Origin of the sequence: Xanthomonas sp. NCPPB 1062 (assembly GCF_041481705.2) — a bacterium.
GTDB classification, from domain to species: Bacteria; Pseudomonadota; Gammaproteobacteria; order Xanthomonadales; family Xanthomonadaceae; genus Xanthomonas; species Xanthomonas euvesicatoria.
Genome location: NZ_CM192987.1, coordinates 4,766,280 through 4,787,344 on the forward strand (window position 1 = coordinate 4,766,280; position 21,065 = coordinate 4,787,344).

Sequence of the window (21,065 nt, forward strand, 5' to 3'; positions counted from 1 at the left end):
CTGGAGAACGCCACAGCATGAGTCGGCCACGGTCCGAAGGCGGCAGCGTCACCATCAAGGACGTCGCGCGCGAAGCGCAGGTGTCGGTGGCGACGGTCTCGCGCACCATGAACGGGCATCAGCACGTGGCCGAGTCGGTACGCGAGCGGGTCTTGCAGGTGGCGCGTGCGCTCAATTACATCCCGCACCACGCCGCGCGCAGCCTGAGCAGCCGGCGCACCCACACCATCGGGGTGGTGCTGCCGGACCTGCATGGCGAATTCTTTTCCGAATTGATCCGCGGCATCGACCAGGTGGCGCGCGAGCAGGGCTATCACCTGCTGGTGTCCAGTTCGCACGGCGACCCGCAGGCGCAGCGCCGTGCACTGGAGCGCCTGCCCGGGCGCGTGGACGGCGTGGTGGTGATGTCGCCGTCGCTGGGCGATTCGGGCGTGCATGAAGACGCGCTGCCCGGTGGCCTGCCGGCGGTGCTGCTCAACTGCGCCGGCAGCGCCAGCCAGCGCCCGGTGCTCAATGTGGACAACTACGGCGGCGCGCGGGTCATGACCCGGCATCTGCGCGACAGTGGCCACCGCCGCATCGCCTTCATCGCCGGGCCGGACGACAACTTCGATGCGCATGAGCGCCTGCGCGGGTATCGCGACGAACTGGCGCTGGACCCGGCCGCGCAGCCCTGGATCTTGCCCGGCAATTTCGACGAAGAATCCGGTTATCGCGCCGGCCAGGCGCTGGCCCGGGACACGCGGCCCGACGCCGTGTTCGCCGCCAACGACATGATGGCCTTGGGCTGCCTGTTCGCGCTCGGCCACGCCGGGCTGAAGGTGCCGCAGGACATTGCGCTGGCCGGATTCGACGATGTGCCGATGGCGCGCTACGTGCTGCCTGCGCTGACCACGATGCGGGTGGATATCGCCGGCCTGGGCGCGCGCGCGTTGCAGTTGTTGCTGGGCCAGCAGTTGGTCGATGCGCCTGCACCGCCTGCCGACGCTGCGCCGCCGGCGTTTTCGCAGATGGTTCCGGAACTGATCGTGCGTGCGTCCAGCGCCGCCCGCAGCACATCGGGCCATTGACGTCTATGCACCCTGTCGCATCTTCACGAATTCTTTACGGTTTCTTATGTTTTTTATAACTCTATCGTTGCCGCTACCGCTGCTCGTTCGTCCTTGAAACAACGCGTCACCCTGCGCCACGCCGACCACGCTGCCGGTACGCGCCTGACCCCTGGGAGGGGGAAGTCATGAAGACCTACCGTACCGTCTCCACCCTGCCGGCGCGCAGCCTGCTGTGCTGCGCCCTTGCCGCTTCGTTGCTGGCCGCCAGCCCGGCCATGGCCCAGTCCAGTAATGCCACCCTGCGCGGGCAAGTCGCCGCGTCCCAGGCAGGCACCACGGTGACCGCCACCAATGTCGCCACGGGCACCACGCGACGCGTGGCGACCGGGCCGGACGGCAGCTATGCCCTGGTTGGCCTGCCGCCGGGCACCTACAAGGTGGATGCCGGCCCGGGTACCGAGAAGACGGTGACCTTGTCGGTGGCCTCGTCGGTGAGCCTGAATCTGGGCAGTGGCGGCGAGGCGACGACGCCCGCCGATGGCACCGCCACTACCCTGGACACGGTCAAGGTCACCGCCACCTCGCTGCAGGAGGTCAAGACCTCCGAAGTGGGCACCAATGTGTCGCTCAAGCAGATCAACACGGTGCCGCAGCTGACGCGCAACTTCCTGGAGTTCGCCGACACCGTGCCCGGCATGCAGTTCGAGACCGACCCCAACGGCAACAGCCGCATCCGCGGTGGCGCGCAGGCCAGCTCGGCGGTCAACGTCTACATCGACGGCGTGGGCCAGAAGAGCTATCTGTTCGGCGGCGTCTCCGGCCAGGAGCAGAGCGCGGGCAACCCGTTCCCGCAGCTGGCGATCGGCGAATACAAGGTCATCACCTCCAACTACAAGGCCGAGTTCGACCAGGTGGGGTCGGCGGCGATCGTTGCCTCCACCAAGTCTGGCGGCAACGAGTTCCACGGCGAGATCTTCGGGCGCACCACCAATACCGACTTCCGCGCGCGTCAGGCCGACGAGCGCGCCGGTGCGCCCAATGCCGACGGCAGCAAGCGCCAGACCCACCAGGACGAATACGGCATGGCCTTCAGCGGGCCGATCGTCAAGGACAAGGCGCATTTCTTCGTCAGCTACGAAGGCAAGGGCTTCGAGGTGTCGGCCAACCCGGTCTCGGTGCCGGACAGCTTCAGCGCCCTGAGCGACGACCTGCCGGCCGGCGTGCAGAGCCGCCTGGGTTCGGTCACCCGTCCGTTCAAGGAAGATCTGTACTTCGGCAAGATCGACTGGGACGTGGGCGAGAACGATCGCCTGGAGTTGACCGCCAAGTACCGCGACGAAAAGAGCCGCGACGACGTGGGCGACCGCAACACCGCCATCGCCGGCAAGAACAACCTCAACACCGAAGAGCGCTATGACCTGCGCTGGCAGCATTTCGGCGAACGTTACGTCAACGAGGCGCGTGTCTCCTACGAGGACGTGCTGTTCAACCCCAATGCCTTCACCCTGGGCAACCAGAACATCTATACCCGCGGCGTTGCCGAAGACGATGTGCTGATCCGCGACAACGCCACCAGCGGCCTGGCGATCCAGCGCAAGGGACAGAAAGGCCCGAGCTTCCAGAACGACCTGACCTTCAACAGCATCGACTGGCACGGCAGCCACGTCATCAAGATGGGCGTGAAGTACAAGGAGGTGGAGCTGACCCAGAGCGAAAACTCGACGGTCAATCCTTCGTTCTATTACGCGGTGGCCGATGGCCTGGGAACCTCGGCAATTCCGTACCAGGTGAAGTTCAACCTGCCGTTTGCCGGTGCGGCGCCCTCGGTGACGACCAAGAGCAAGCAGCTGGGCCTGTACATCCAGGACGATTGGGACGTCAACGACAAGCTGCAATTGAACCTGGGCGTGCGCTGGGATGGCGAGAAGATTCCATCCTACCTGGACAACGTGACCCCGCCGGAAGTGGTGGCGGCCTTGAACGGCCCCGGCACCGACCCGACGGTGAGCGCCACCTACGCCGAGCAACTGGCCAAGGGCGGCGTCAACATCAACGACTACATCAGCACCGGCAATAACCGCAAGCAGGACAACAACAACTTCGCGCCGCGCCTGGGCTTTTCCTACGATTTCCGTGGCGACGAATCGCTGGTGTTGTTCGGCGGTGCCGGACGCAGCTACGACCGCAACCTGTTCGACATCCTGGGGCTGGAGCAGGTCAAGTCGGCGCTGGCGCAGTACACGCTCCGCTTCGCCGAGGCCGCGCCCGGCTGCACGCCGGCGCCGGGTACCTGCGTCAACTGGAACCCGGCCTACCTCAGCGACCCGGCAAGCCTCGGCGGTCTGGTCAATTCGGGTGTGCGCAACGGTGAGATCGACCTGCTCAACAACGATCTGAAGACGCCTTATTCCGACCAGTATTCGCTGGGCCTGCGCACGCGGCTGGGCGAGTGGAACACCTCGGCCACGGTGTCCTACATTCACAGCAAGGACGGTCTGATCCTGACCTTGGGCAACCGCTATCCCAATGGCGATTTCTTCCAGAATGGCGGCCAGCCGTGGAACGAGAATCCGCCGGGCTTCGGTTCGCTGCTGATCGGCAATAACGGCGTGGAAACCAAGACCGGACAGCTGCTGCTGTCGGCCGACAAGCCCTATACCCAGGAAAGCGGCTGGGGGCTGACGGCGGCCTACACGTTCTCGCGCGCACGCGGCAACCGCGGCAACGACGAGCGCTACGGGTTCGATGCGGCCACCATCGCCGACTACCCGTTCCTGGATCTGAACGCAGTGCCGCGCCACCGCCTGGTGCTGACCGGCATCTACGATTTGTTCTGGGGCATCAGCGCCTCGGCCAAGCTGACCCTGGCCACGGTGCCGCCGCGCAATGAGGCGGTGTCCTACGACCAGTACGGCGGCCAGCCGTCGGAGAACATCCGCATCGTCTCGGTGGATGCACCGGGCGGCAAGTTCATCGCCGGCGGCGACATCTTCGGCACGCGCCAGCTGGATCTGTCGCTGTCCAAGGACATGCATGTCACCGAGGCGTTGACCGTGCAGGTGCGCGGGGATCTGATCAATGCGCTCAACTTCCGCAACTACGATCAGTACGCCATCGACTGGGGCCAGGACGGCGTCTACAACCCGCGTGCCAGCATCAACCAGTACGGGGCGCTGTCCACCTCGCCGCGGACGCTGTTCCTGAGCGCACGCATCATCTGGTAAGTCTCTAGCATCGCCGCAGTCGCCCAGCACAGGGTGCCGCCTGTGCTGGCCATCGTGCACGGCACGCACCCTGGTGCATCGTTGGTCTTGCATTGCCCGGTGATTGCCACGGCACTGCATTGTCCACGCGTCGCCATTGCCTCACCCGTCTCGACCCGTGCCTGAAGGAGCAAGCACCCGTCACCGCAGACCCTTGTCGTTCTTGCAGCCCTTGCGGCTGCTGTTGCCTGTTGTCCCTGTGTTCCACACCAAAGCACCAACCCAACGCGCCAGTCACTGCACTGCGTCGCGCTTTACCCCTGGGAGGGGGAAAGTCATGAAGAATCACCGCACCGTCTCCACCCTGCCGGCGCGCAGCCTGTTGTGCTGCGCCCTGGCCGCCTCGTTGTTCGCCACCACTCCGGCCATGGCCCAGTCCAGCAACGCCACCTTGCGCGGCCAGGTCGCTTCCGCGCAGAGCGGCAGCGAAGTCGTCGTCACCAACATCGCCACCGGCTCGGTGCGACGCGCGCCGGTCAATGCGAACGGCAACTACACCATCGTCGGGCTGCAGCCGGGCACCTACAAGGTCGAATCCAACGGCATCAGCCGCACGGTGACCCTGTCGGTGGCCTCCAGCGCCACTGTCGATCTGGGCACCGAGACGGCCGCGGCGCCTGCCGGTGATGCGACCACGCTGGATACGGTGACGGTCAGCGCGCCGATGATTCGCGACGTCAAGACCTCGGAAGTGGGCAACACCATCAGCGCGCGCCAGATCCAGCAGTTGCCGCAGGCCACGCGTAACTTCCTGGAGTTTGCCGATACCGTGCCGGGCATGGTGTTTCAGGTCGATGGCAACGGCAACACCAAGCTGCGCGGCGGTGCATCCAATGCCAGCGCCGGCAATCTGTATATCGACGGCGTAGGCCAGAAGAGCTACGTGCGTAGCGGCGGCGTCGCCGGTCAAAGCGATACGCAGGGCAATCCATTCCCGCAGCTGGCGATCGGCGAATACAAGGTCATTACCTCCAACTACAAGGCCGAGTACGGCCAGATCAGTGGCGCGGCGATTACCGCGGCCACCAAGTCCGGCACCAACGAATTCCACGGCGAAGCGTTCTATCGCTATACCGATCAGGACCTGCGCGACAAGCGGCCCGACGAAGAAGCCAATGGCAAGATCGACTCGCAGACCAAGGAATACGGCTTCGCACTTGGCGGGCCGATCATCCAGGACCGCATGCATTTCTTCGTTGCCTACGAAGGCAAGGAAAACGTGGCGCCCAAGAGCGTGCAGCCGAGCTCGGAGGCGGCGGCCTTCGTCAGCCAGTTGCCGGCCAACCTGGCCAGCCAATATGGCCCGGCCAACATGCCGTTCGAAGAAGACCTGTTGTTCGGCAAGATCGACTTCGAGCCCACCGATCGCGATCGCATCGAATTGAGCACGATCTACCGCGACGAGACGCAGACTGCCAACGTCGGCGGTACCAACACGCTCGCGCAGGCCACTGACAAGATCAACAAGGACAAGCGCACCAACCTGCGTTGGCAGCACAGTGCCGACAACTGGTTCAACGAGGTCATCGTCGGCACCGAAAATTCGGAGAACAACCCGACCCCGCGCACCCTGGGCAATGGCATCGTCTACACCTATTTCCAGCCACGTGCCGGCTCCACCGATATCGATGAGCGCACGTTCCTTACCACCGGTTCGGCTGGCGGCAAGAACGCGCAGCGCAAGAGCCAGAAAGGCTGGTTCATCCAGAACGATCTGACCTTCACCAGCTTCCAGTGGCATGGCGAACACACCATCAAGATGGGTGTGAACTACAAGGACATCGAGCTCACCTCGCAGGATGCGGCGGCGTTGAATCCGCAGTTCAGCTATCGCGTCAGCAATGGCAGCATTGACTCAACGCCGTACCGCGTGGACTTCATTGCGCCCTACACCACGCCAGGCCAGCGCGCCACGGTGGTCTCGCCGTCCAAGCAGTACGGTATCTATCTGCAGGACGACTGGGCCGCCACCGACAAGTTGATGATCAACATCGGGGTGCGCTGGGATTACGAAGACACCCCGGCCTACACCAACTTCGTCACCTCGCAGGCGTTCGTCGATGCGCTGTATGCCAACGACGCAGAAAATCCCGGCCAGCCGTGGGCAAACCGTCTGCTGCCCAGCGGCATCAACGTGGCCGACTACATCAGCACCGGCAACAACCGCAAGAACTTCAAGGATGCCTGGGCGCCGCGCTTCGGTTTTTCGTATGACATCTTCGGCGACGAAGCCGCCATCGTGCATGGCGGTGCCGCGCGCTCGTACGACCGCAACCTGTTCGAACAGTTGGCGCTGGAAACCAGCAAGGCGGCGCTGTCGCCGGTGGCGGTGTATTTCGAAAACCCGGCCACTGGCACGTGCTATCGCGCCGACCGCACCTGCGTGGCGTTCGACCCGCGCTATCTCAACGGCATCGATCAGCTCAACACCATTCCCGGTGTCGCCGGCAGCGCCGAGCTCTTCATGTTCAACAACAAGCTCAAGACGCCGTACAGCGACCAGTACAGCATCGGCATCACCAACCAGGTGGGCGACTGGCTGACCGATGTGACCTTCCAGCGCATCCTGAGCTACGACGGTTTCGCGATGGGCTTGATCAACCGCTATCCGGATGGCTCCTACTTCCAGAACGGCAACGTGCCGTGGGGCGAGCCGGTGCCGGGCTACCAGAACACCATCCTGGGCAGCAACGGCCTGGAACAACGCAACAGCCAGGTGCTGTTGTCGGCCGACAAGCCGTACACCAAGGAATCCGGTTGGGGCCTGACCTTGTCCTACACCCACACCAGCGCGCGCCAGAACCGCAACATCGACGAGCCTTACGGCTTCGATAAGGCCACTATCCGCGGCTATCCGTTCGTGAAGTCCGATGCCGTGGCCGCACATCGCTTTGTCGCTTCAGGTTCGATCGATGGTCCGTGGGGCGTGACCTTCGGTGCCAAGCTGGTGTTGGCCACGCCCGAGCCGATCAACACCATCGCCTGCTTCGGCTTCACCGATCCCGATGGCGCCACCTGCCAGCAGGTCGGCGTCACCCCGCCGGGTAGCGGTAAGTTCCTGGTCGGCGGCGATATCTGGGGCTACCGCACGGTGGACTTCCAGGCCACCAAGGAGTTCACCGTGGCCGGCGACTTCAAGCTCAACGCACGTGTGAACCTGCTCAACGCGTTCAACTTCAAGAACTACAGCGCTTACGCCTACAACGGCTTCGGCAGCAATGGTCAGTTCGCTCCGGACATCGCCATCAACACCAGTGGCGAGATCAACTACGTGCCGCGCAGCGTCGTGCTGGAGATCGGCGCCAAGTTCTGATGCGCGCATTGCCACATGCGCCGACACGGGCATGTGGTATTTCGAACGGGGCCAGCTGGCCCCGTTCGTGTGTCCGTCCGCTGTCTTGCTCAGGAATGCATCGACATGATTCCCGCTCCACTTCGCAACATCGTCATTGTCGGCGGCGGCACCGCCGGCTGGATGGCGGCCGCCGCGTTTGCGCGCGTGCTCGGGCCCACTTTCAAGGTGCAGCTGATCGAGTCCGACCAGCTGGGCACCGTCGGGGTGGGCGAAGCCACCGTGCCGCACATCAAGGCCTTCAACAACCTGCTCGGCATCGATGAGGCCGAGTTCGTGCGCCAGACCCAGGGCAGCTTCAAACTCGGTATCGAGTTCGTCGACTGGCAACGCCCGGGAACCGCGTACATGCATGGCTTCGGCACCCAGATCGGGCACCCGCTGGGGCTATTGCCGTTTCACCAATACTGGATCAAGCAACACGCACGCGGCAGAGCACAGCCGTTGGGGGCGTACACGCTCAATACCGTGGCGGCTGCGCGCGGCAAGTTCATGACCTCCGCCGGCGATGTACCGGCCAACTCGCCGCTGGCCAACATCGCCTACGCGTACCACTTCGACGCCACGCAATACGCGCACTTTCTGCGCCGGTATTCGCAGCAGCGCGGCGTGACCCGCATCGAAGGGTTGGTCGAGCAGGTGCAGCTGCATCCGGAAAGCGGCCATGTGCAATCGCTGCAGCTGGCATCCGGACAGACGGTGCACGGCGACTTGTTCATCGATTGCTCCGGCTTCCGTGGGCTTTTGATCGAAGAGGCGTTGCACACCGGCTATCACGACTTCACCCACTGGCTGCCCTGCGATCGCGCGCTGGCAGTGCCCTGCGAAAAGGTGGGCCCGCCCACGCCATACACACGCTCCACTGCGCGCGCAGCCGGCTGGCAATGGCGCATTCCGCTGCAGCACCGCACCGGCAACGGCTATGTGTACTGCAGCGCGCACATCAGCGACGACGAAGCGGCCGCCACGTTGCTGGCCAATCTGGACGGCAAGCCGCTGGCCGACCCGCGCCCGCTGCGCTTCACCACCGGGCGGCGCAAGCAGTGCTGGAACCGCAATGTCGTCGCACTGGGCCTGGCCAGCGGATTTCTGGAGCCACTGGAATCGACCAGCATCCATCTGATCCAGTCCGGCATTTCCAAGTTGCTGGAGCTGTTTCCGCGCGAGGGCATCAGCCCGGTGCTGGTGCAGCGCTACAACGACCGGCTTGCATTCGAGTTCGACCGCATCCGCGACTTTCTGCTGCTGCACTACCACGCCACCGAGCGCGACGACAGCGCGTTCTGGCGGCATTGCCGCCACATGCCGATCACCCCGGAGCTGCAGACCACGCTGGACCTGTTCCGCGACAGCGGGCGCTTCTATCGCAATGCCGAAGAAATGTTCGCCGAGATCAGCTGGGTCCAGGTACTGGTGGGCCAGGGCATCCTGCCGCAGGGATATCACCCGCTGGTGGACCAGGTGCCGGATACCGACGCCGAGGGCTTCCTGGCCAGCGTGGCGCAGACCATCAGCCACTGCGTGGACGTGATGCCAAGCCACCAGCAATTCATCGACCGCTATTGCAAGGCGGCTGCGTTACCGTAAGTGCCTTGGTTTGCACTGCGGCTGGAACTGATGCTGAAGGTGGTGGCAGTTGCGCATGACCGATAACGAACGCAGGGATCCAAGCGTGCGCCAACGGCGCGCTTCGCACGTGCGTCCAGGCGATGCATGCTCGCCTAGTGCAGCGGGTAACGCGCGATCTATGCCACCACGCAGCCAGCCACTGATGTCGGTCGCCACGACACGCGAACGTGACGGCAAAAAAAAGGATCGGACACAAGGCCCGATCCCTTCGAAAACCGGGACAAGCCCGGTGGACAATGAGTGGCACAGCTTCCGACTGACATCGGACGCCGGCATGTTAACGAGACTTTCACATTAAAGCAATGCTTTAATTGTTGGCGCCTAAACTATTGATTTATTTGGAAGCTGGCCGCTGTTTCGGCCCGATCAGTTTCCGTTCTGCGGCAGTGCCGCGCGGATCTCCGCCTGGATGGCGTCAGCCGCCGCTGCAGGGTCGCTCGCCAGGCGGATCGGGCGGCCAACGACGATCGCGTCGGCGCCGTCGGTAAATACCTGCGCCACGCCGACCGTGCGTTGCTGGTCGTCGCCGACCGGGCCGCCGGGGCGGATGCCGGGGCAGACGATCGAAAAGTCCGGGCCAGTGGCGCGGCGGATCGGGCCGGCTTCCTGCCCCGAAGCGATCACGCCATCGATCCCGGCGGCCTGCGCAGCCAGCGCGCGTTCCACCACCACGTCCACCGGTTCACGGTCGATGCCCATTGCCGCCAGGTCCGGGCGGCCCATCGACGTCAGTACCGTGACCGCCAGCAGGCGCATGTCACCGTGATTGGCCTCGGCGGCGGCCTGCAGCATGCCGGCGTGCCAGCCGTGCACCGTGCAATAACTCACCGGCCACTGCGCCAGGCGGCGAATCGTGCCGGCCACGGTGGCGGGAATGTCGAAGAACTTGAGGTCCACGAACACGCGCTTGTCGCGCTTGGCCAGCGCATCGAGCACGCGGAAGTACTCGCCCGATGCCAGCAGCTCCATGCCGATCTTGTAGAACGATACCGAATCGCCGAGCCGGTCCACCCAGGCGATCGCTTCATCGTGGCCGGGCACATCCAGCGCGAAGATCAGCCGCTCATGCGCGGCCAGCGGCAAGGGCGCGCGGCTCATCGGGCCACCTCCAGCGCAGCGCGCTTGGCGTCGTGGCGCTTTTGCCAGGGTTGCGCGTAGTCGTTGTTGAACTGCGCCGGCTCCCAGCCGCCGTAGCTGGGGTTGGGCAGCATCCACCAGCGTTCGCCGAACCAGTCGTGGTACTGCTGCAGCAAGGCGCCACGCGCCTGGCCGGTATTGGCGGTGACCTGCACGAAGTCGCCCAGCTGGTCGCCGAACTGCATCAGCACGCGGTACTTCTGTCCGGCCAGCTGGCGGCGGCAGTTCTTTTCGCTGCCGTTCTGCTCGCAGCCGGGCACCACCGTGCCCAGGCCGAGAAATACGCTGTCATCGGCCACCGGCAGGCCCACGCTGCGCAGATTGGCCAAGGTGGCGTCCTTCAGGTGCACCGCGCGGTTGGAAATGTAGATCAGGGTGATGCCGCGGGCATTGGCGGCCTTGGCGAAATCCACCACGCCGGGAATGGCAGTGGCCTTCTTCTCGGCCACCCACTGGTCCCAGCTCAGCTCGTCGTATTCCTTGCCATCGCGCAGCAGCCGCGCCTGGTAGGGCGAATTGTCCAGCACGGTCTCGTCCACATCCAGCACCACCGCCGGCTTCAGGCCGGTGGCGGCATTGCCGCGTTCCTCCGGCACCAGCGCGTCCCAGTTGGGTTGCTTGAGTGCCGCGTCCAGTTTGTCGGCCGCAGCGCGATAGGTCTGCTCGGCCACGGCACGGTATTCCTCCGAGCGCTGCATCCACAGCACCGCATTGAGGTTGTCGTCGCCGGCCGGTGCAGTGGTGGACGACGTTGCGGCCTTGCTGGCCGCAGCGCTGGCGTCGGCATTGGCAGTTGCGGTGGCTTCCTGCGCGTGCGGGGCTGGCTGCGTGTCGGCGGGCTTGCAGGCGCCCAGGGCCAGCGCGGTGCAGGCGATGAAGGACAACGGAGCGTAAAGCGAGGGGCGCATGGCATCCACCGGGACAGGGTCGACAATAAAGCGTGCGATTTTAGCCGGTTCGCGCCGTACCGCTCGCGCTGGCCGATGGCGCCGCCATCGAAATGACAGGGGCGCACGGATGACGGTCGCCGCAATACCGGTCGTCCAACCGCGTGGCTGCATCGGTCTTCCACACGATGGCGAATATGTGCCGTGCCCGTTCCTGGATGCCCACGCCCGTTGCCGGCGCACGACGCTGACATGCGCGACACCGTCGATGGCGTCGGCCACCTTGCATCGCGTCGCAGCGGAAGAACGCCGGCAGCGGATCGGCATATCCTTGTGCGCTGATCGCCTCCCGGAGTCATCCATGACAGAGACCTCGCCCCCGCCCGTCCTCGATACCGCCCAGGCCCGCGTGCTGGGATGCCTGATCGAAAAGGAGGCCACCACGCCGGACGCGTACCCGCTCACCGTCAACGCTGCGCAGGTGGCCGCCAACCAGAAAACCGCGCGCGAGCCGGTGCTGAATCTGCAGACTGGCGTGGTGCACCACGCGCTGCGCCAGCTGGAAACCCTGGGCCTGGTGCGCCAGCAGTTTTCTTCGCGTGCCGAGCGTTACGAGCACCGCCTGGGCAGCGTGCTGGATCTGACCCGCCAGCAAGTCGCACTGATCGGCCTGCTGCTGTTGCGCGGCCCGCAGACGCTGGGCGAGCTGTACGCACGTAGCGAGCGCCTGGCGCGCTTCAACGATGCCGACGACGTGCGCCATCACCTGGAGCGGCTGATCCAGCGCGGCCTGGCCGCACAACTGCCGCGCGCCAGCGGTCAGCGCGAAGACCGTTACATGCATCTGCTCAGCGGCGAGCTGGATGTGGAGGCGCTGCAGGCCGCTGCCACGCGTGCGGCACCGAGCGCGCGCAGTGGCAGCGACAGCAGCGACCTGGACGCGCGGATGCAGGCGCTGGAAGCAACGGTCGCCGAACTGCAGGAGGCGCTTGCCGCGGTACAGGCGCGGCTGGAGGCAGCTGGCGCCTGATCTGTGCGCGGCACCCACCGACGGCCGTAGCGGCAGCGCGGCAGGTGTGCGGCAGCATCGACGTCAGCTGCCTTGGGTGACCCGGCAGTTGCCGGATCGCCCGATACGCACCACGGCACGCAGAGGCATGCGGCATCGCCTGCAAGACCCGCACGGTCTTGTCGCCCGGCCGCACGATGTCAGTGTGTGCGCGTGTTGGATGGATGCACCGGCCAGTCCTGCCGCGTCGGTGCAAGCGCTGCCCGCGCACGAACGTCGGGGTCGGGGCACGCCAGCGTCAGGTCGGCGTGTCCACCTCGTCCCACTCGGCATCTTCAAAGTGCAGTAGCCAATTGAGCGCGTAATGCCGCTCATACACCACGCCCGGCACGATGCCGGCGGGGACCGGCTGACCGGATTGGCCGGCCTGGCGGACCGCCCAGTGCAGGCGCAGGTGGCGGTCCAGCGTGTCCAGCAGCTCGGCGAGCGGGCGTCGCGCCGGCGTCGGGCGCTCGGCGGCTTGTGCGTTGTCCAGCGCGCGCTGTGCAATCAGGGGTACATCGCACAGCGCGTTGGGTTCCGGCAGCGTGTCGGCCAGCCCCAAGGCCCATTGCAGCACGGCCAGGCTTTCGTAACGCCAGCCGAAGTTGGCCAGCGCCTGCGCATCCGGCGCTGGCTGGGCGAAGAAGGCGCGCTCCTGCGGCGACAGCGCATCTGCCACGCCGGGAAGACGCGTCTCCACCTCGTCCAGCGACGGCGGCGTATCGCCAGCGGCCAGGATCTCTGCACGCAGCGCCACCGCAAACAACGCCAGCATGCGTCGACTGACGACTGCCGCATCGCGCACGCGCGCTTCGGCCTCGCCGGGCACCGGCGGCAGGCTGGGCGGTACGCGGATGCCTTGCGCGGCCAGCACGGAAAGTTGTTGCGCGCGCCGCTGCAACGCATCGGGCGGATACGGTACCTGCGCATCGTCGTCGATGGCCGGCTCGCCCTGGCTGATCAGCACCCGCCCCTGCGGGTCGCGCACGCTACCGTCGGCCAGGAAACACACCGCATTGGCGTGCTCGGCCCACTGCGCCAGCGCGCCGAGGTCCGCATCGTCCACCTCGAAGCTGAAGTGCTGCCGCACCCGCTGCACATGCCGCATCAGGTGATAGCGCGCCTGGGTCATCTGCCCATCGCCGGCCTGATTCACATAGCCGACAAAGCCGTGCAGATGCGCGGCCAGTTCCGGGTCGGCGTGGTCGCGACGCTGCACGGCAGCCTGCGGCAGGAAGTCCGGCCACAGGGGCGTGCGCAGCGTGGAATAGGCGTTGACCAACAGTGCCATGCAGGCCTCCCTGTGCGGTGGAAAACAGCCGGCAGGGTGACGCAGCGCTGCTCAGCTGTCCACGCCACCAGGGCCGAGGTCGATCGTGTAGTACGCCACGGCCTCGGTGCCGGGACTCAGCACCCGCAGGCTCTCATAGCGCAGCCCCAGTGCTTCCAGCGCGCGGATCGACTCCGCATTGCCTGGCGAGACGATCGCGCACACCTGCGTCAATCCCAGTACCTGGCGTGCATGCTCCAGCACCGCGCGCCCGGCTTCGGTCACATAGCCCTTGCCGCGATACGCGGGCAACAGCGCAAAACCGATATGCGGCACCGGCAAGGTCTCGCGGCACAGCAGGCCCAAGGTGCCCATGAAGGTGCCTGCCTCGCGCGTTTCCAGCGCCCAGTGCGCGAAGCCGTGTCGTTGCTGATGCGCCTGCGCCCATTCGCGCACATGCTCGCGCGCCTGCTCGCGGGTGCGGATACCGCGGTCGTTGATGCCGGCGATGAACGCAGGATCGTTGACCAGCGCCAGCATTGCCTCGGCATCGCGCTCGGGATCGAGCAGACGCAAGCGCACGCGTGCGGTTTCGAGGATGACGGTCACGGCGCACTCTGTTGGCGGGAACCTCAGACTGCCGTGCGGCAGTGGCACTGACAAGACTGACGACCGCACGCATGGCCACGCTGCAGTACCCGCACGGTTGGCGATATCACTCCGTTGGGCTGGTGCAACTGGCGTGCACCACCGGCGCGTTGCCGGCTCGCCTGTCTGGCCAGCAACGTTCCAGCCTTGGGCCGTGCCAGCGACGGCGCGGGCGATCATGCCGGGCCTGCATGTCAGGCTGTTCCACGTCTGTTGCAGGTCGCGTGCTGCAGCGCGTAGTACGCACGTCGAGCGGCAAGACTGGGCATCGATGCACGCCTGACCGCCAGCGCATCACGGCCGAGACGTTCACGATGCGCTCCATCCTTGCGCACGCGTGCCGCGCAGGGCAGCCGGCCCGGGAGGCTCAGCGTCAGGCACGCCTGGCAACCGATGTGTGCCACGCACTCACCCGCAGTGCCTCCGGCAGGCGCCCAGCGCCGTCTTGCCTGCCAGGCTCACCTGTTGATGCACGTGGCGCAGCTGCCCGCGCGGCTCAGGAGAACTCAGTCGAACAATGCCTGGATCGCAGCCAATCCCGCACTGGCGCGTTCCTTCTTGCGCTCGGCGTCGGCCACCGGGTCGGCACCATCGCGCTGCAGTTCTTCGGCCGGAATCTCATCGAAAAACCGGCTCGGCTTCAGTCGCACATGCTCGCCGAACTTGCGCGTCAGCTTGCTGTGGCTCATCCACAACTGCTCCTTGGCGCGGGTGATGCCCACGTACAGCAGGCGGCGCTCTTCCTGCAGATTGCCTTCTTCCAGGCTCACTTCGTGCGGCAGCACGCCGTCCTCGCAGCCGACGATGAAGACATAGCGGAATTCCAGTCCCTTGGACGCATGCATGGTCATCATGCGCACCTGGTTGCCGCCATCGTCCTTGTCGTTGCGCGACAGCAACGCCAACTGCGCAGCCAGATCGCTGGCGCTTGCACCGCGCGGACCACCCTCGAACCACTCGGCCAGCTCGTCCAGATTGCGCTTGCGCCGCTGGAAGCCGGTCTCGTCTTTCGACTGATTGCGCAGGTCGTTGAGCAAACCGGACTTGTCGGCCAGCAGGCGCACCAGCTCGCCGGCCGGCATGCTGGACGAGTGCTCGCGCATGTCGCGCAGGATGTCGGTAAACGCACTCAAACCGTTGGCTGCGCGCGGCGGTAAATGCTGCAAGGCGCCCATCGACTCGGCTGCGCGCGACATCGGTACCGACTTGGCGCTGGCAAGTTCGGCAAGACGCGCCAGCGAGGTCGCACCGACTTCGCGCTTGGGCGACTGCACGGCACGCAAGAACGCCGCGTCGTCATCCGGGTTGACGATCAACCGCAACCACGACAGCAAGTCCTTGACCTCCTGCCGCTCCAGAAACGCGGTACCACCGGTGAGGTGATACGGCACGCGCAATAGCTGCAGCGCTTTTTCCAGCGGCCGCGATTGAAAATTGCCACGGAACAGAATGCAGAAGTCGCTCCACGGCACCTGCTTGGCGGTACCCAGGAACGAGATCTCCGCGGCGACCTTTTCGGCTTCGTGCTCGCTGTCGCGGCATTCCCACACGCGGATGCGCTCGCCGTCGGCCTGGTCGCTCCACAAGGTCTTCAAATGCTCATGCGGGTTGTGCGCGATCAACGCGTTGGCCGCACGCAGCACACGATTGGAGCAGCGGTAGTTCTGTTCCAGCTTGATGATTTCCAGCGCCGGATAATCGCGCGCCATCTGCTGCAGGTTTTCCGGATTGGCACCGCGCCAGGCATAGATGCTCTGGTCGTCGTCGCCCACGCAGGTGAAGTTGCCGCGCGGGCCGGCCAGCATCTTCAGCAGCCGGTACTGCGCATCGTTGGTGTCCTGGCACTCGTCCACCAGCAGGTAGCCGATGCGCTCGCGCCAGCCCATCACGATGTCTTCGTTGGCTTCCAGGATCTGCACCGGCAGACGGATCAGGTCGTCGAAGTCCACTGCGTTGAAGGTGGTCAGCCGCGCCTGGTAGCGCTCGTACAAGCTGGCCGCTTCCTTTTCGCGGGTGCTGCGTGCGGCCGCCATCGCCTGCTCCGGCGACAGGCCGGCATTCTTGGCGCGCGAGATCAGGTTCTTGGCATCTTCGATCGCATCGGGCTTGGCGCCATGCATCAGGTCCTTGATCTGCGCGGCGGCATCGTCCGAATCGAAGATCGAAAAGCCGCGCTTCAAACCGGCGGCGGCGTGCTCGATCTGCAGGAACTTCAGGCCCAGTGCGTGGAAGGTGCAGATCGTCAGGCCGTCGGCACCGTCGCCGCGAATGCGCTTGGCCACACGCTCGCGCATTTCCTTGGCGGATTTGTTGGTGAAGGTGATCGCGGCGATCCGCTTGGCCGGATAGCGGCCGATGGCGATCAGATGCGCGATCTTTTCCACGATCACGCGCGTCTTGCCGCTGCCGGCGCCGGCCAGCACCAACAGGGGACCTTCGCAGTGCAGCACGGCGGCGCTTTGCGGGGGATTGAGACCGTACATAGAGGCTTCCGACAGAGCGCGCCATTGTACCGGGGCTGCCTACGGCTGGCCGACGCGATGGATTCATGTCTCCAGTGCGGCTAGCCCTGCCCACAACCGGAGGCTGCTCCCACACGCTCGACGGCAGGCGTCGACCCCGCCCGACCGCGCCAGCGCAGCACACACAGGCGCCGCATCCTGCTGCCTGGCCCGGTAAAATCGCCCGATGGCCAAGCTCTATTTCTACTATTCGGCGATGAATGCCGGCAAGACCACCACCTTGCTGCAATCGGCGCACAACTACCGCGAGCGCGGCATGCGCACGCTGATCCTCACGCCCAAGCTCGACCACCGCGCCGGCAGCGGCGTGGTCGCCTCGCGGATCGGCTTGCGCGCGGACGGGCGTATCTTCGAGCGCGACACCGAGTTGCAGCAGCTGGTCGAACGCGACATCCACAACGACGGCGCGTTGCATTGCGTGCTGGTGGACGAAGCGCAATTCCTCAGCCGCGCGCAGGTCTGGCAGTTGAGCGAGGTGGTCGACCGGCTGCGGATTCCGGTGCTGTGTTACGGCTTGCGTACCGATTTTCGTGGCGAGTTGTTCGAGGGCAGCCAGTTCCTGCTGGCCTGGGCCGACGAGCTGGAAGAAATCAAGACCATCTGCCACAGCGGCAGCAAGGCCACCATGACCGTCCGCGTGGATGCACACGGGCACGCGGTGCAGGACGGCCCGCAGGTGGAAATCGGCGGCAACGAGCGCTATGTGTCGGTCAGCCGGGCCGAGTTCAAGAAGATCATGCGTGGCGAAGGCCGCATCGATCCGCTCCAGATCGCCTTGCCGCTGCCCGTCGCCTAGCGCCGGGGCCTGGTAACGCACCCGCGGCCATCCGCGCTGCCGTGGTGCATCCAGGACAGCACTGCCCCGGAGCAGGGTTCGCGCGCATCCTCGTTTGCGCTGCGGTATCGCGCTGGAAGCAGGGGCTTGCACATCGCCGTTGGCCGTTCGCCAGCACAAACGCTCACCGCCGCACTGGCGCCAGCCGCTACATCCACACGTCAGCACACGGTGCGGCACCGCGTTCGTCGACAGCCAGCCGCGACCGCCGGCCACGCTCTATACGCTTTGCATGCGCTGCTAAACCCGTGCGGGCATGCGGTCACGCCGGCGTCGCGGGCGCCATCAGACAGGCGTATCGTGGCGGCTGTGAGACAGCGGCGCACCACACAACCGGGCGCAACCGCGGTCCTGTAAACTGGCAAGCGTCCACTCTTTGGAGGCACTCATGGATCCACTGCCTCCCGCATTGCGCGCCGATATCGCGCGTGTCGGCCGGCTCTCCTCGGTCGCCGACGTGTTGAGCGTGCTCACCCGCCTGACCGGGATGGGATTTGCCGCCGTCGCCCGCGTCACCGACGCGCGCTGGATCACCTGCCAGGTGCACGATGCACTGTCCTTTGGCCTGCGTCCGGGCGACGAACTTCCGCTGGCCACCACGTTTTGCGACAGCGTACGGGTGAAAGGCAATGCGGTGTGGTTCGGGCACGCATCGGATGACCCGGTCTACCGCGATCATCCCTCGCCGCGGCTCTACGGCTTCGAAAGCTACGTCTCGGTGCCGATCAGGTTCGACGATGGCAGCGTGTTCGGCACCTTGTGCGCGCTGGATCCGCAGCCGCGCGTCATGGACGCACCGCTGGTGGAAAAGGTCGAACTGCTCGCACAGTTGCTGGCCGCACAGATCCAGGCCGAGCAACGCGCCGAAGAAAGCGCGCTGGAATCGCGACGCGCCCGCAGCGAACTGGGCCGTGTTGGCGCCTCGGCGCGCTTGCGCGAAGAATTCATCGGCATTCTCGGGCACGACCTGCGCAACCCATTGCAGTCCATGCATGCGGTGGTGGATATGCTGTCCATCGACCAACTCGACCATCGCTACGGCAGCTCCATCCGCTCGCTGCAGCGTAGCCTGCGGCGCATGGAAGAACTGATCGATTTCGCCTGCGATTTCGCTCGCGGCATCGAACTCGATTGGTTGCAGCTGGACTATGGCGACGGGAGCGACTTGGTCGATGCACTCTCCCAGGTCGTGGACGAAACCCGCGCCGCCTACCCCAACCAGGTGCTGTCCACGCATGTGGCCATCGACGAGCCGGTGCACGGCGATGCGATTCGGCTGGCGCAGATGTTCGGCAGCCTGATGATCAACGCGGTCGTGCAAGGGCCGCAAAGTTCGCTGATCAAGGCGGTCGCGGTCACCGAACATGGCCGGCTACGCATCGAAGTCTGCAATCTGGATGGGATCGATCCACGGCGGCTGGATGTGCTGCACGCTTCCACCCATGTGCATACCGGCGGACGTGCGCTACCGGATGTCGATCTGGGCCTGCATATGGCAGCGCAGATCGCAAAGGCCCATCAAGGCGAATTACGCATCATCAGCGGCAAGGACGGCACCTGCTTCCGCGTGGAGCTGGCCTGCACACGTCCGCGCGGACGACTTCACCTGGTCGGCACCTCGGCGCCGGCCTGAGTGCTTTACGCAGCGACGATCGTCCCGCAAACACGTCCGACAACAGATGGCGCTCCAACCGCATGCTGCATGCCGCAGCTGGCCACGCGTCCCCTGGCGCCGCATTGCCGCATGCGACCGCGCTGGCCCCGCGATGCCCGCAACAAGCGTCGCCGGCCGCCCCGCCCGGCGCTTCTCAGTAAATCTTGCGCTCGCTCGGCGGCGGCGGCGTCCACTGGTACAGCCAGGTTTCGGTGAGCGGCTTGCCATTGGCGCGCAGATACAGGCGGATATCGATCTGCTGGGTGCCCTCGTCCGGCGGCACCAGGTCGAACATCGCCCGATAGCCCTTGAGCTCGTGCAGCGGGCGCGCCGACACGATTTCAGTAGTGCCGCGCGACACCTGCAACACCGCCTCCACCTTGGCCTTTGCGTCCTTCGCCAGCGCGGCCAGTTCGCCGCCGGCAAAATCCACCGCAAAGCGCCAGGAGAAATGGCTGCGTTTTTGCCCGACGATGCCGCCGAGGCCGGTTCGGGTCGCCACGCAATGCGCCAACGGCGAGCTGGCCGGCGGCTGCGCGCCCCAGTACAGCCGGTAGCCCATCAGCAGTTCCTGCCCCGGCTGCGGCTTGGCTTGCGGGTTCCAGAACGCCACGATGTTGTCGAAGGTCTCGTCCACGGTCGGAATCTCGACCAGCTGCACCGAGCCCTTGCCCCAACCACTCTTGGGTTCCACCCACAGGCACGGGCGCTTTTCGTAAAACACGCCATCGTCCTGGTAATGGTCGAAGTTGCGGTCGCGCTGCAGCAGCCCGAACCCACGCGGGTTCTCGTCGACGAACATGTTGAAACGCAGATGCGGCGGGTTGCATAACGGGCGCCAGATCCATTCGCCGCCGCCGGTCCACATCGCCAGGCCATCGGTGTCGTGAATTTCCGGACGCCAATCCCAGTCCATCCGGTTATCGTTTTCGCCGACCTGGTACATGCTGGTGCACGGGCCGATACCCAGCCGCTCGATCGCCTTGCGTGGGTACAGCGCGCTGTCGATATCCATCAGCAGCACATCGCCATTGGTGATGGCGAAGCGGTACGCGCCGGCAACGCTGGGCGAATCCAGCAAGCCGTACACCACCACCGTGTCCGAATCGTCGGCCGGCTGCTCCAGGTAATAGGCGATGAAGTCCGGAAACTCCTCCGGCCCGCCGGTACCGGTATCGATGGCCAGCCCGCGTGCCGACTGCCCATACTGGCCTTCCTTGCCGACCGCACGGAAATAGCTTGCACCCAGGAATGCCGAGAAATCGCGTTCGGTGTCCTTGCGTGTGTTGAGCCGGAAACCGGCAAAGCCCAGATCCTTTGGCAATTGCTTGCCGCCCAGCCCGCTGCGGCCGTAATCGAATGCCGCCGGGTCGTAGGCCAGTTGCTGTGCCTTGCCATCGACGATGTCGTAAATGTGCACCGGGGTATGGAAATACAGTCCCAGGTGGAAGAACTTGGCCTGGAATTTGCCGTTGCCATCAGCCCACAACGCGTGGTCCTGGCGGTAGCGGATGGACTGATACTGATCCCAGTTCAGCGCCTCAAGCGGCCCCGGCAATACCTGCTTGTGACTTTTGTAAGGCGCCTTCGCCAGCGCGCGCGCCTGCCCTTTCAACCAGGCGTAGTCGAAGGGTTGCGGTTGCCCGAGTCGACGCAGGCCAACGGCCTTGGCCGCCAGCGCCCACTGCGGCAACGTCGGCAAACCGAGCGCGGCCAATGCGGCAGCAGCATTCTTCAGGAAGTGGCGTCGTTGCATGCGCATCGA

13 protein-coding genes are annotated in these 21,065 nt (G+C 65.3%); 7 read left to right on the forward strand and 6 right to left on the reverse strand.

Translation table 11 applies throughout. From position 1 onward, the window contains the following. The first annotated feature begins 17 nt into the window (after window positions 1-17). The 4 genes from ACCQ16_RS20360 to ACCQ16_RS20375 all read left to right on the forward strand — a co-directional run bounded on the left by ACCQ16_RS20360 (window position 18) and on the right by ACCQ16_RS20375 (window position 9,254). Window positions 18-1,070 carry a LacI family DNA-binding transcriptional regulator gene (locus tag ACCQ16_RS20360; protein ID WP_057682061.1) on the forward strand — a complete coding sequence of 351 codons (1,053 nt, stop codon included), beginning with the start codon at window positions 18-20 and terminating at the stop codon, window positions 1,068-1,070. 167 nt (window positions 1,071-1,237) lie between these two features. After that, the gene (locus ACCQ16_RS20365) at window positions 1,238-4,276 is read left to right on the forward strand and encodes a TonB-dependent receptor (protein ID WP_008571911.1); all 3,039 of its coding nucleotides are present in this window, start codon (window positions 1,238-1,240) and stop codon (window positions 4,274-4,276) included. 316 nt (window positions 4,277-4,592) lie between these two features. Next, on the forward strand, window positions 4,593-7,628 hold the full coding sequence (locus tag ACCQ16_RS20370) for a TonB-dependent receptor domain-containing protein (protein WP_029820802.1): 3,036 nt from the start codon (window positions 4,593-4,595) through the stop codon (window positions 7,626-7,628). Window positions 7,629-7,733: 105 nt separating this feature from the next. Further along, on the forward strand, window positions 7,734-9,254 hold the full coding sequence (locus tag ACCQ16_RS20375; RefSeq protein ID WP_127170857.1) for a tryptophan halogenase family protein: 1,521 nt from the start codon (window positions 7,734-7,736) through the stop codon (window positions 9,252-9,254). A 408-nt stretch (window positions 9,255-9,662) separates the two neighbouring features. Here ACCQ16_RS20375 and pyrF read toward each other — a convergent pair whose 3' ends face one another. Continuing rightward, window positions 9,663-10,394, reverse strand: coding sequence for an orotidine-5'-phosphate decarboxylase (pyrF, locus tag ACCQ16_RS20380; protein WP_127165763.1), 732 nt, complete (start codon window positions 10,392-10,394; stop codon window positions 9,663-9,665). Further along, window positions 10,391-11,350, reverse strand: a complete 960-nt coding sequence (locus tag ACCQ16_RS20385) for a 5'-nucleotidase, lipoprotein e(P4) family (protein WP_041469920.1) — start codon at window positions 11,348-11,350, stop codon at window positions 10,391-10,393. The genes pyrF and ACCQ16_RS20385 overlap by 4 nt, the downstream gene beginning before the upstream one ends. Window positions 11,351-11,681: 331 nt before the next feature. On the opposite strand from ACCQ16_RS20385, the gene ACCQ16_RS20390 reads away from it, so the two are divergent. Beyond that, window positions 11,682-12,350, forward strand: a complete 669-nt coding sequence (locus ACCQ16_RS20390) for a YceH family protein (RefSeq protein WP_277573345.1) — start codon at window positions 11,682-11,684, stop codon at window positions 12,348-12,350. 277 nt (window positions 12,351-12,627) lie between these two features. On the opposite strand, the gene ACCQ16_RS20395 is transcribed toward ACCQ16_RS20390, so the two are convergent. The 3 genes from ACCQ16_RS20395 to rep all read right to left on the reverse strand — a co-directional run bounded on the left by ACCQ16_RS20395 (window position 12,628) and on the right by rep (window position 16,772). After that, window positions 12,628-13,662 carry a DUF4272 domain-containing protein gene (locus ACCQ16_RS20395; protein ID WP_277573344.1) on the reverse strand — a complete coding sequence of 345 codons (1,035 nt, stop codon included), beginning with the start codon at window positions 13,660-13,662 and terminating at the stop codon, window positions 12,628-12,630. 51 nt (window positions 13,663-13,713) lie between these two features. Next, window positions 13,714-14,250, reverse strand: a complete 537-nt coding sequence (locus ACCQ16_RS20400) for a GNAT family N-acetyltransferase (RefSeq protein ID WP_029820808.1) — start codon at window positions 14,248-14,250, stop codon at window positions 13,714-13,716. 545 nt (window positions 14,251-14,795) lie between these two features. Further along, window positions 14,796-16,772, reverse strand: a complete 1,977-nt coding sequence (gene rep, locus ACCQ16_RS20405) for a DNA helicase Rep (RefSeq protein ID WP_007971162.1) — start codon at window positions 16,770-16,772, stop codon at window positions 14,796-14,798. Between the two features lie 205 nt (window positions 16,773-16,977). On the opposite strand from rep, the gene ACCQ16_RS20410 reads away from it, so the two are divergent. Further along, a complete protein-coding gene (locus ACCQ16_RS20410) occupies window positions 16,978-17,607 on the forward strand; it encodes a thymidine kinase (protein WP_005917020.1) in 630 nt (209 codons plus the stop codon). Between the two features lie 427 nt (window positions 17,608-18,034). Beyond that, on the forward strand, window positions 18,035-19,279 hold the full coding sequence (locus tag ACCQ16_RS20415; protein WP_071117212.1) for a GAF domain-containing sensor histidine kinase: 1,245 nt from the start codon (window positions 18,035-18,037) through the stop codon (window positions 19,277-19,279). 175 nt (window positions 19,280-19,454) lie between these two features. Here ACCQ16_RS20415 and ACCQ16_RS20420 read toward each other — a convergent pair whose 3' ends face one another. Beyond that, window positions 19,455-21,056, reverse strand: coding sequence for an OpgD/OpgG family glucan biosynthesis protein (locus ACCQ16_RS20420; protein WP_042774141.1), 1,602 nt, complete (start codon window positions 21,054-21,056; stop codon window positions 19,455-19,457). Window positions 21,057-21,065 lie beyond the last annotated feature (9 nt).

Excerpts from the sequence above, each read along its gene's own strand:
- ACCQ16_RS20360 (WP_057682061.1), top strand. The coding sequence starts at position 18 with ATGAGTCGGCCACGGTCCGAAGGCGGCAGCGTCACCATCAAGGACGTC.
- ACCQ16_RS20365 (WP_008571911.1), top strand. The coding sequence starts at position 1,238 with ATGAAGACCTACCGTACCGTCTCCACCCTGCCGGCGCGCAGCCTGCTG.
- ACCQ16_RS20370 (WP_029820802.1), top strand. The coding sequence starts at position 4,593 with ATGAAGAATCACCGCACCGTCTCCACCCTGCCGGCGCGCAGCCTGTTG.
- ACCQ16_RS20375 (WP_127170857.1), top strand. The coding sequence starts at position 7,734 with ATGATTCCCGCTCCACTTCGCAACATCGTCATTGTCGGCGGCGGCACC.
- pyrF (WP_127165763.1), bottom strand. The coding sequence starts at position 10,394 with ATGAGCCGCGCGCCCTTGCCGCTGGCCGCGCATGAGCGGCTGATCTTC.
- ACCQ16_RS20390 (WP_277573345.1), top strand. The coding sequence starts at position 11,682 with ATGACAGAGACCTCGCCCCCGCCCGTCCTCGATACCGCCCAGGCCCGC.
- ACCQ16_RS20395 (WP_277573344.1), bottom strand. The coding sequence starts at position 13,662 with ATGGCACTGTTGGTCAACGCCTATTCCACGCTGCGCACGCCCCTGTGG.
- rep (WP_007971162.1), bottom strand. The coding sequence starts at position 16,772 with ATGTACGGTCTCAATCCCCCGCAAAGCGCCGCCGTGCTGCACTGCGAA.
- ACCQ16_RS20410 (WP_005917020.1), top strand. The coding sequence starts at position 16,978 with ATGGCCAAGCTCTATTTCTACTATTCGGCGATGAATGCCGGCAAGACC.
- ACCQ16_RS20415 (WP_071117212.1), top strand. The coding sequence starts at position 18,035 with ATGGATCCACTGCCTCCCGCATTGCGCGCCGATATCGCGCGTGTCGGC.
- ACCQ16_RS20420 (WP_042774141.1), bottom strand. The coding sequence starts at position 21,056 with ATGCAACGACGCCACTTCCTGAAGAATGCTGCTGCCGCATTGGCCGCG.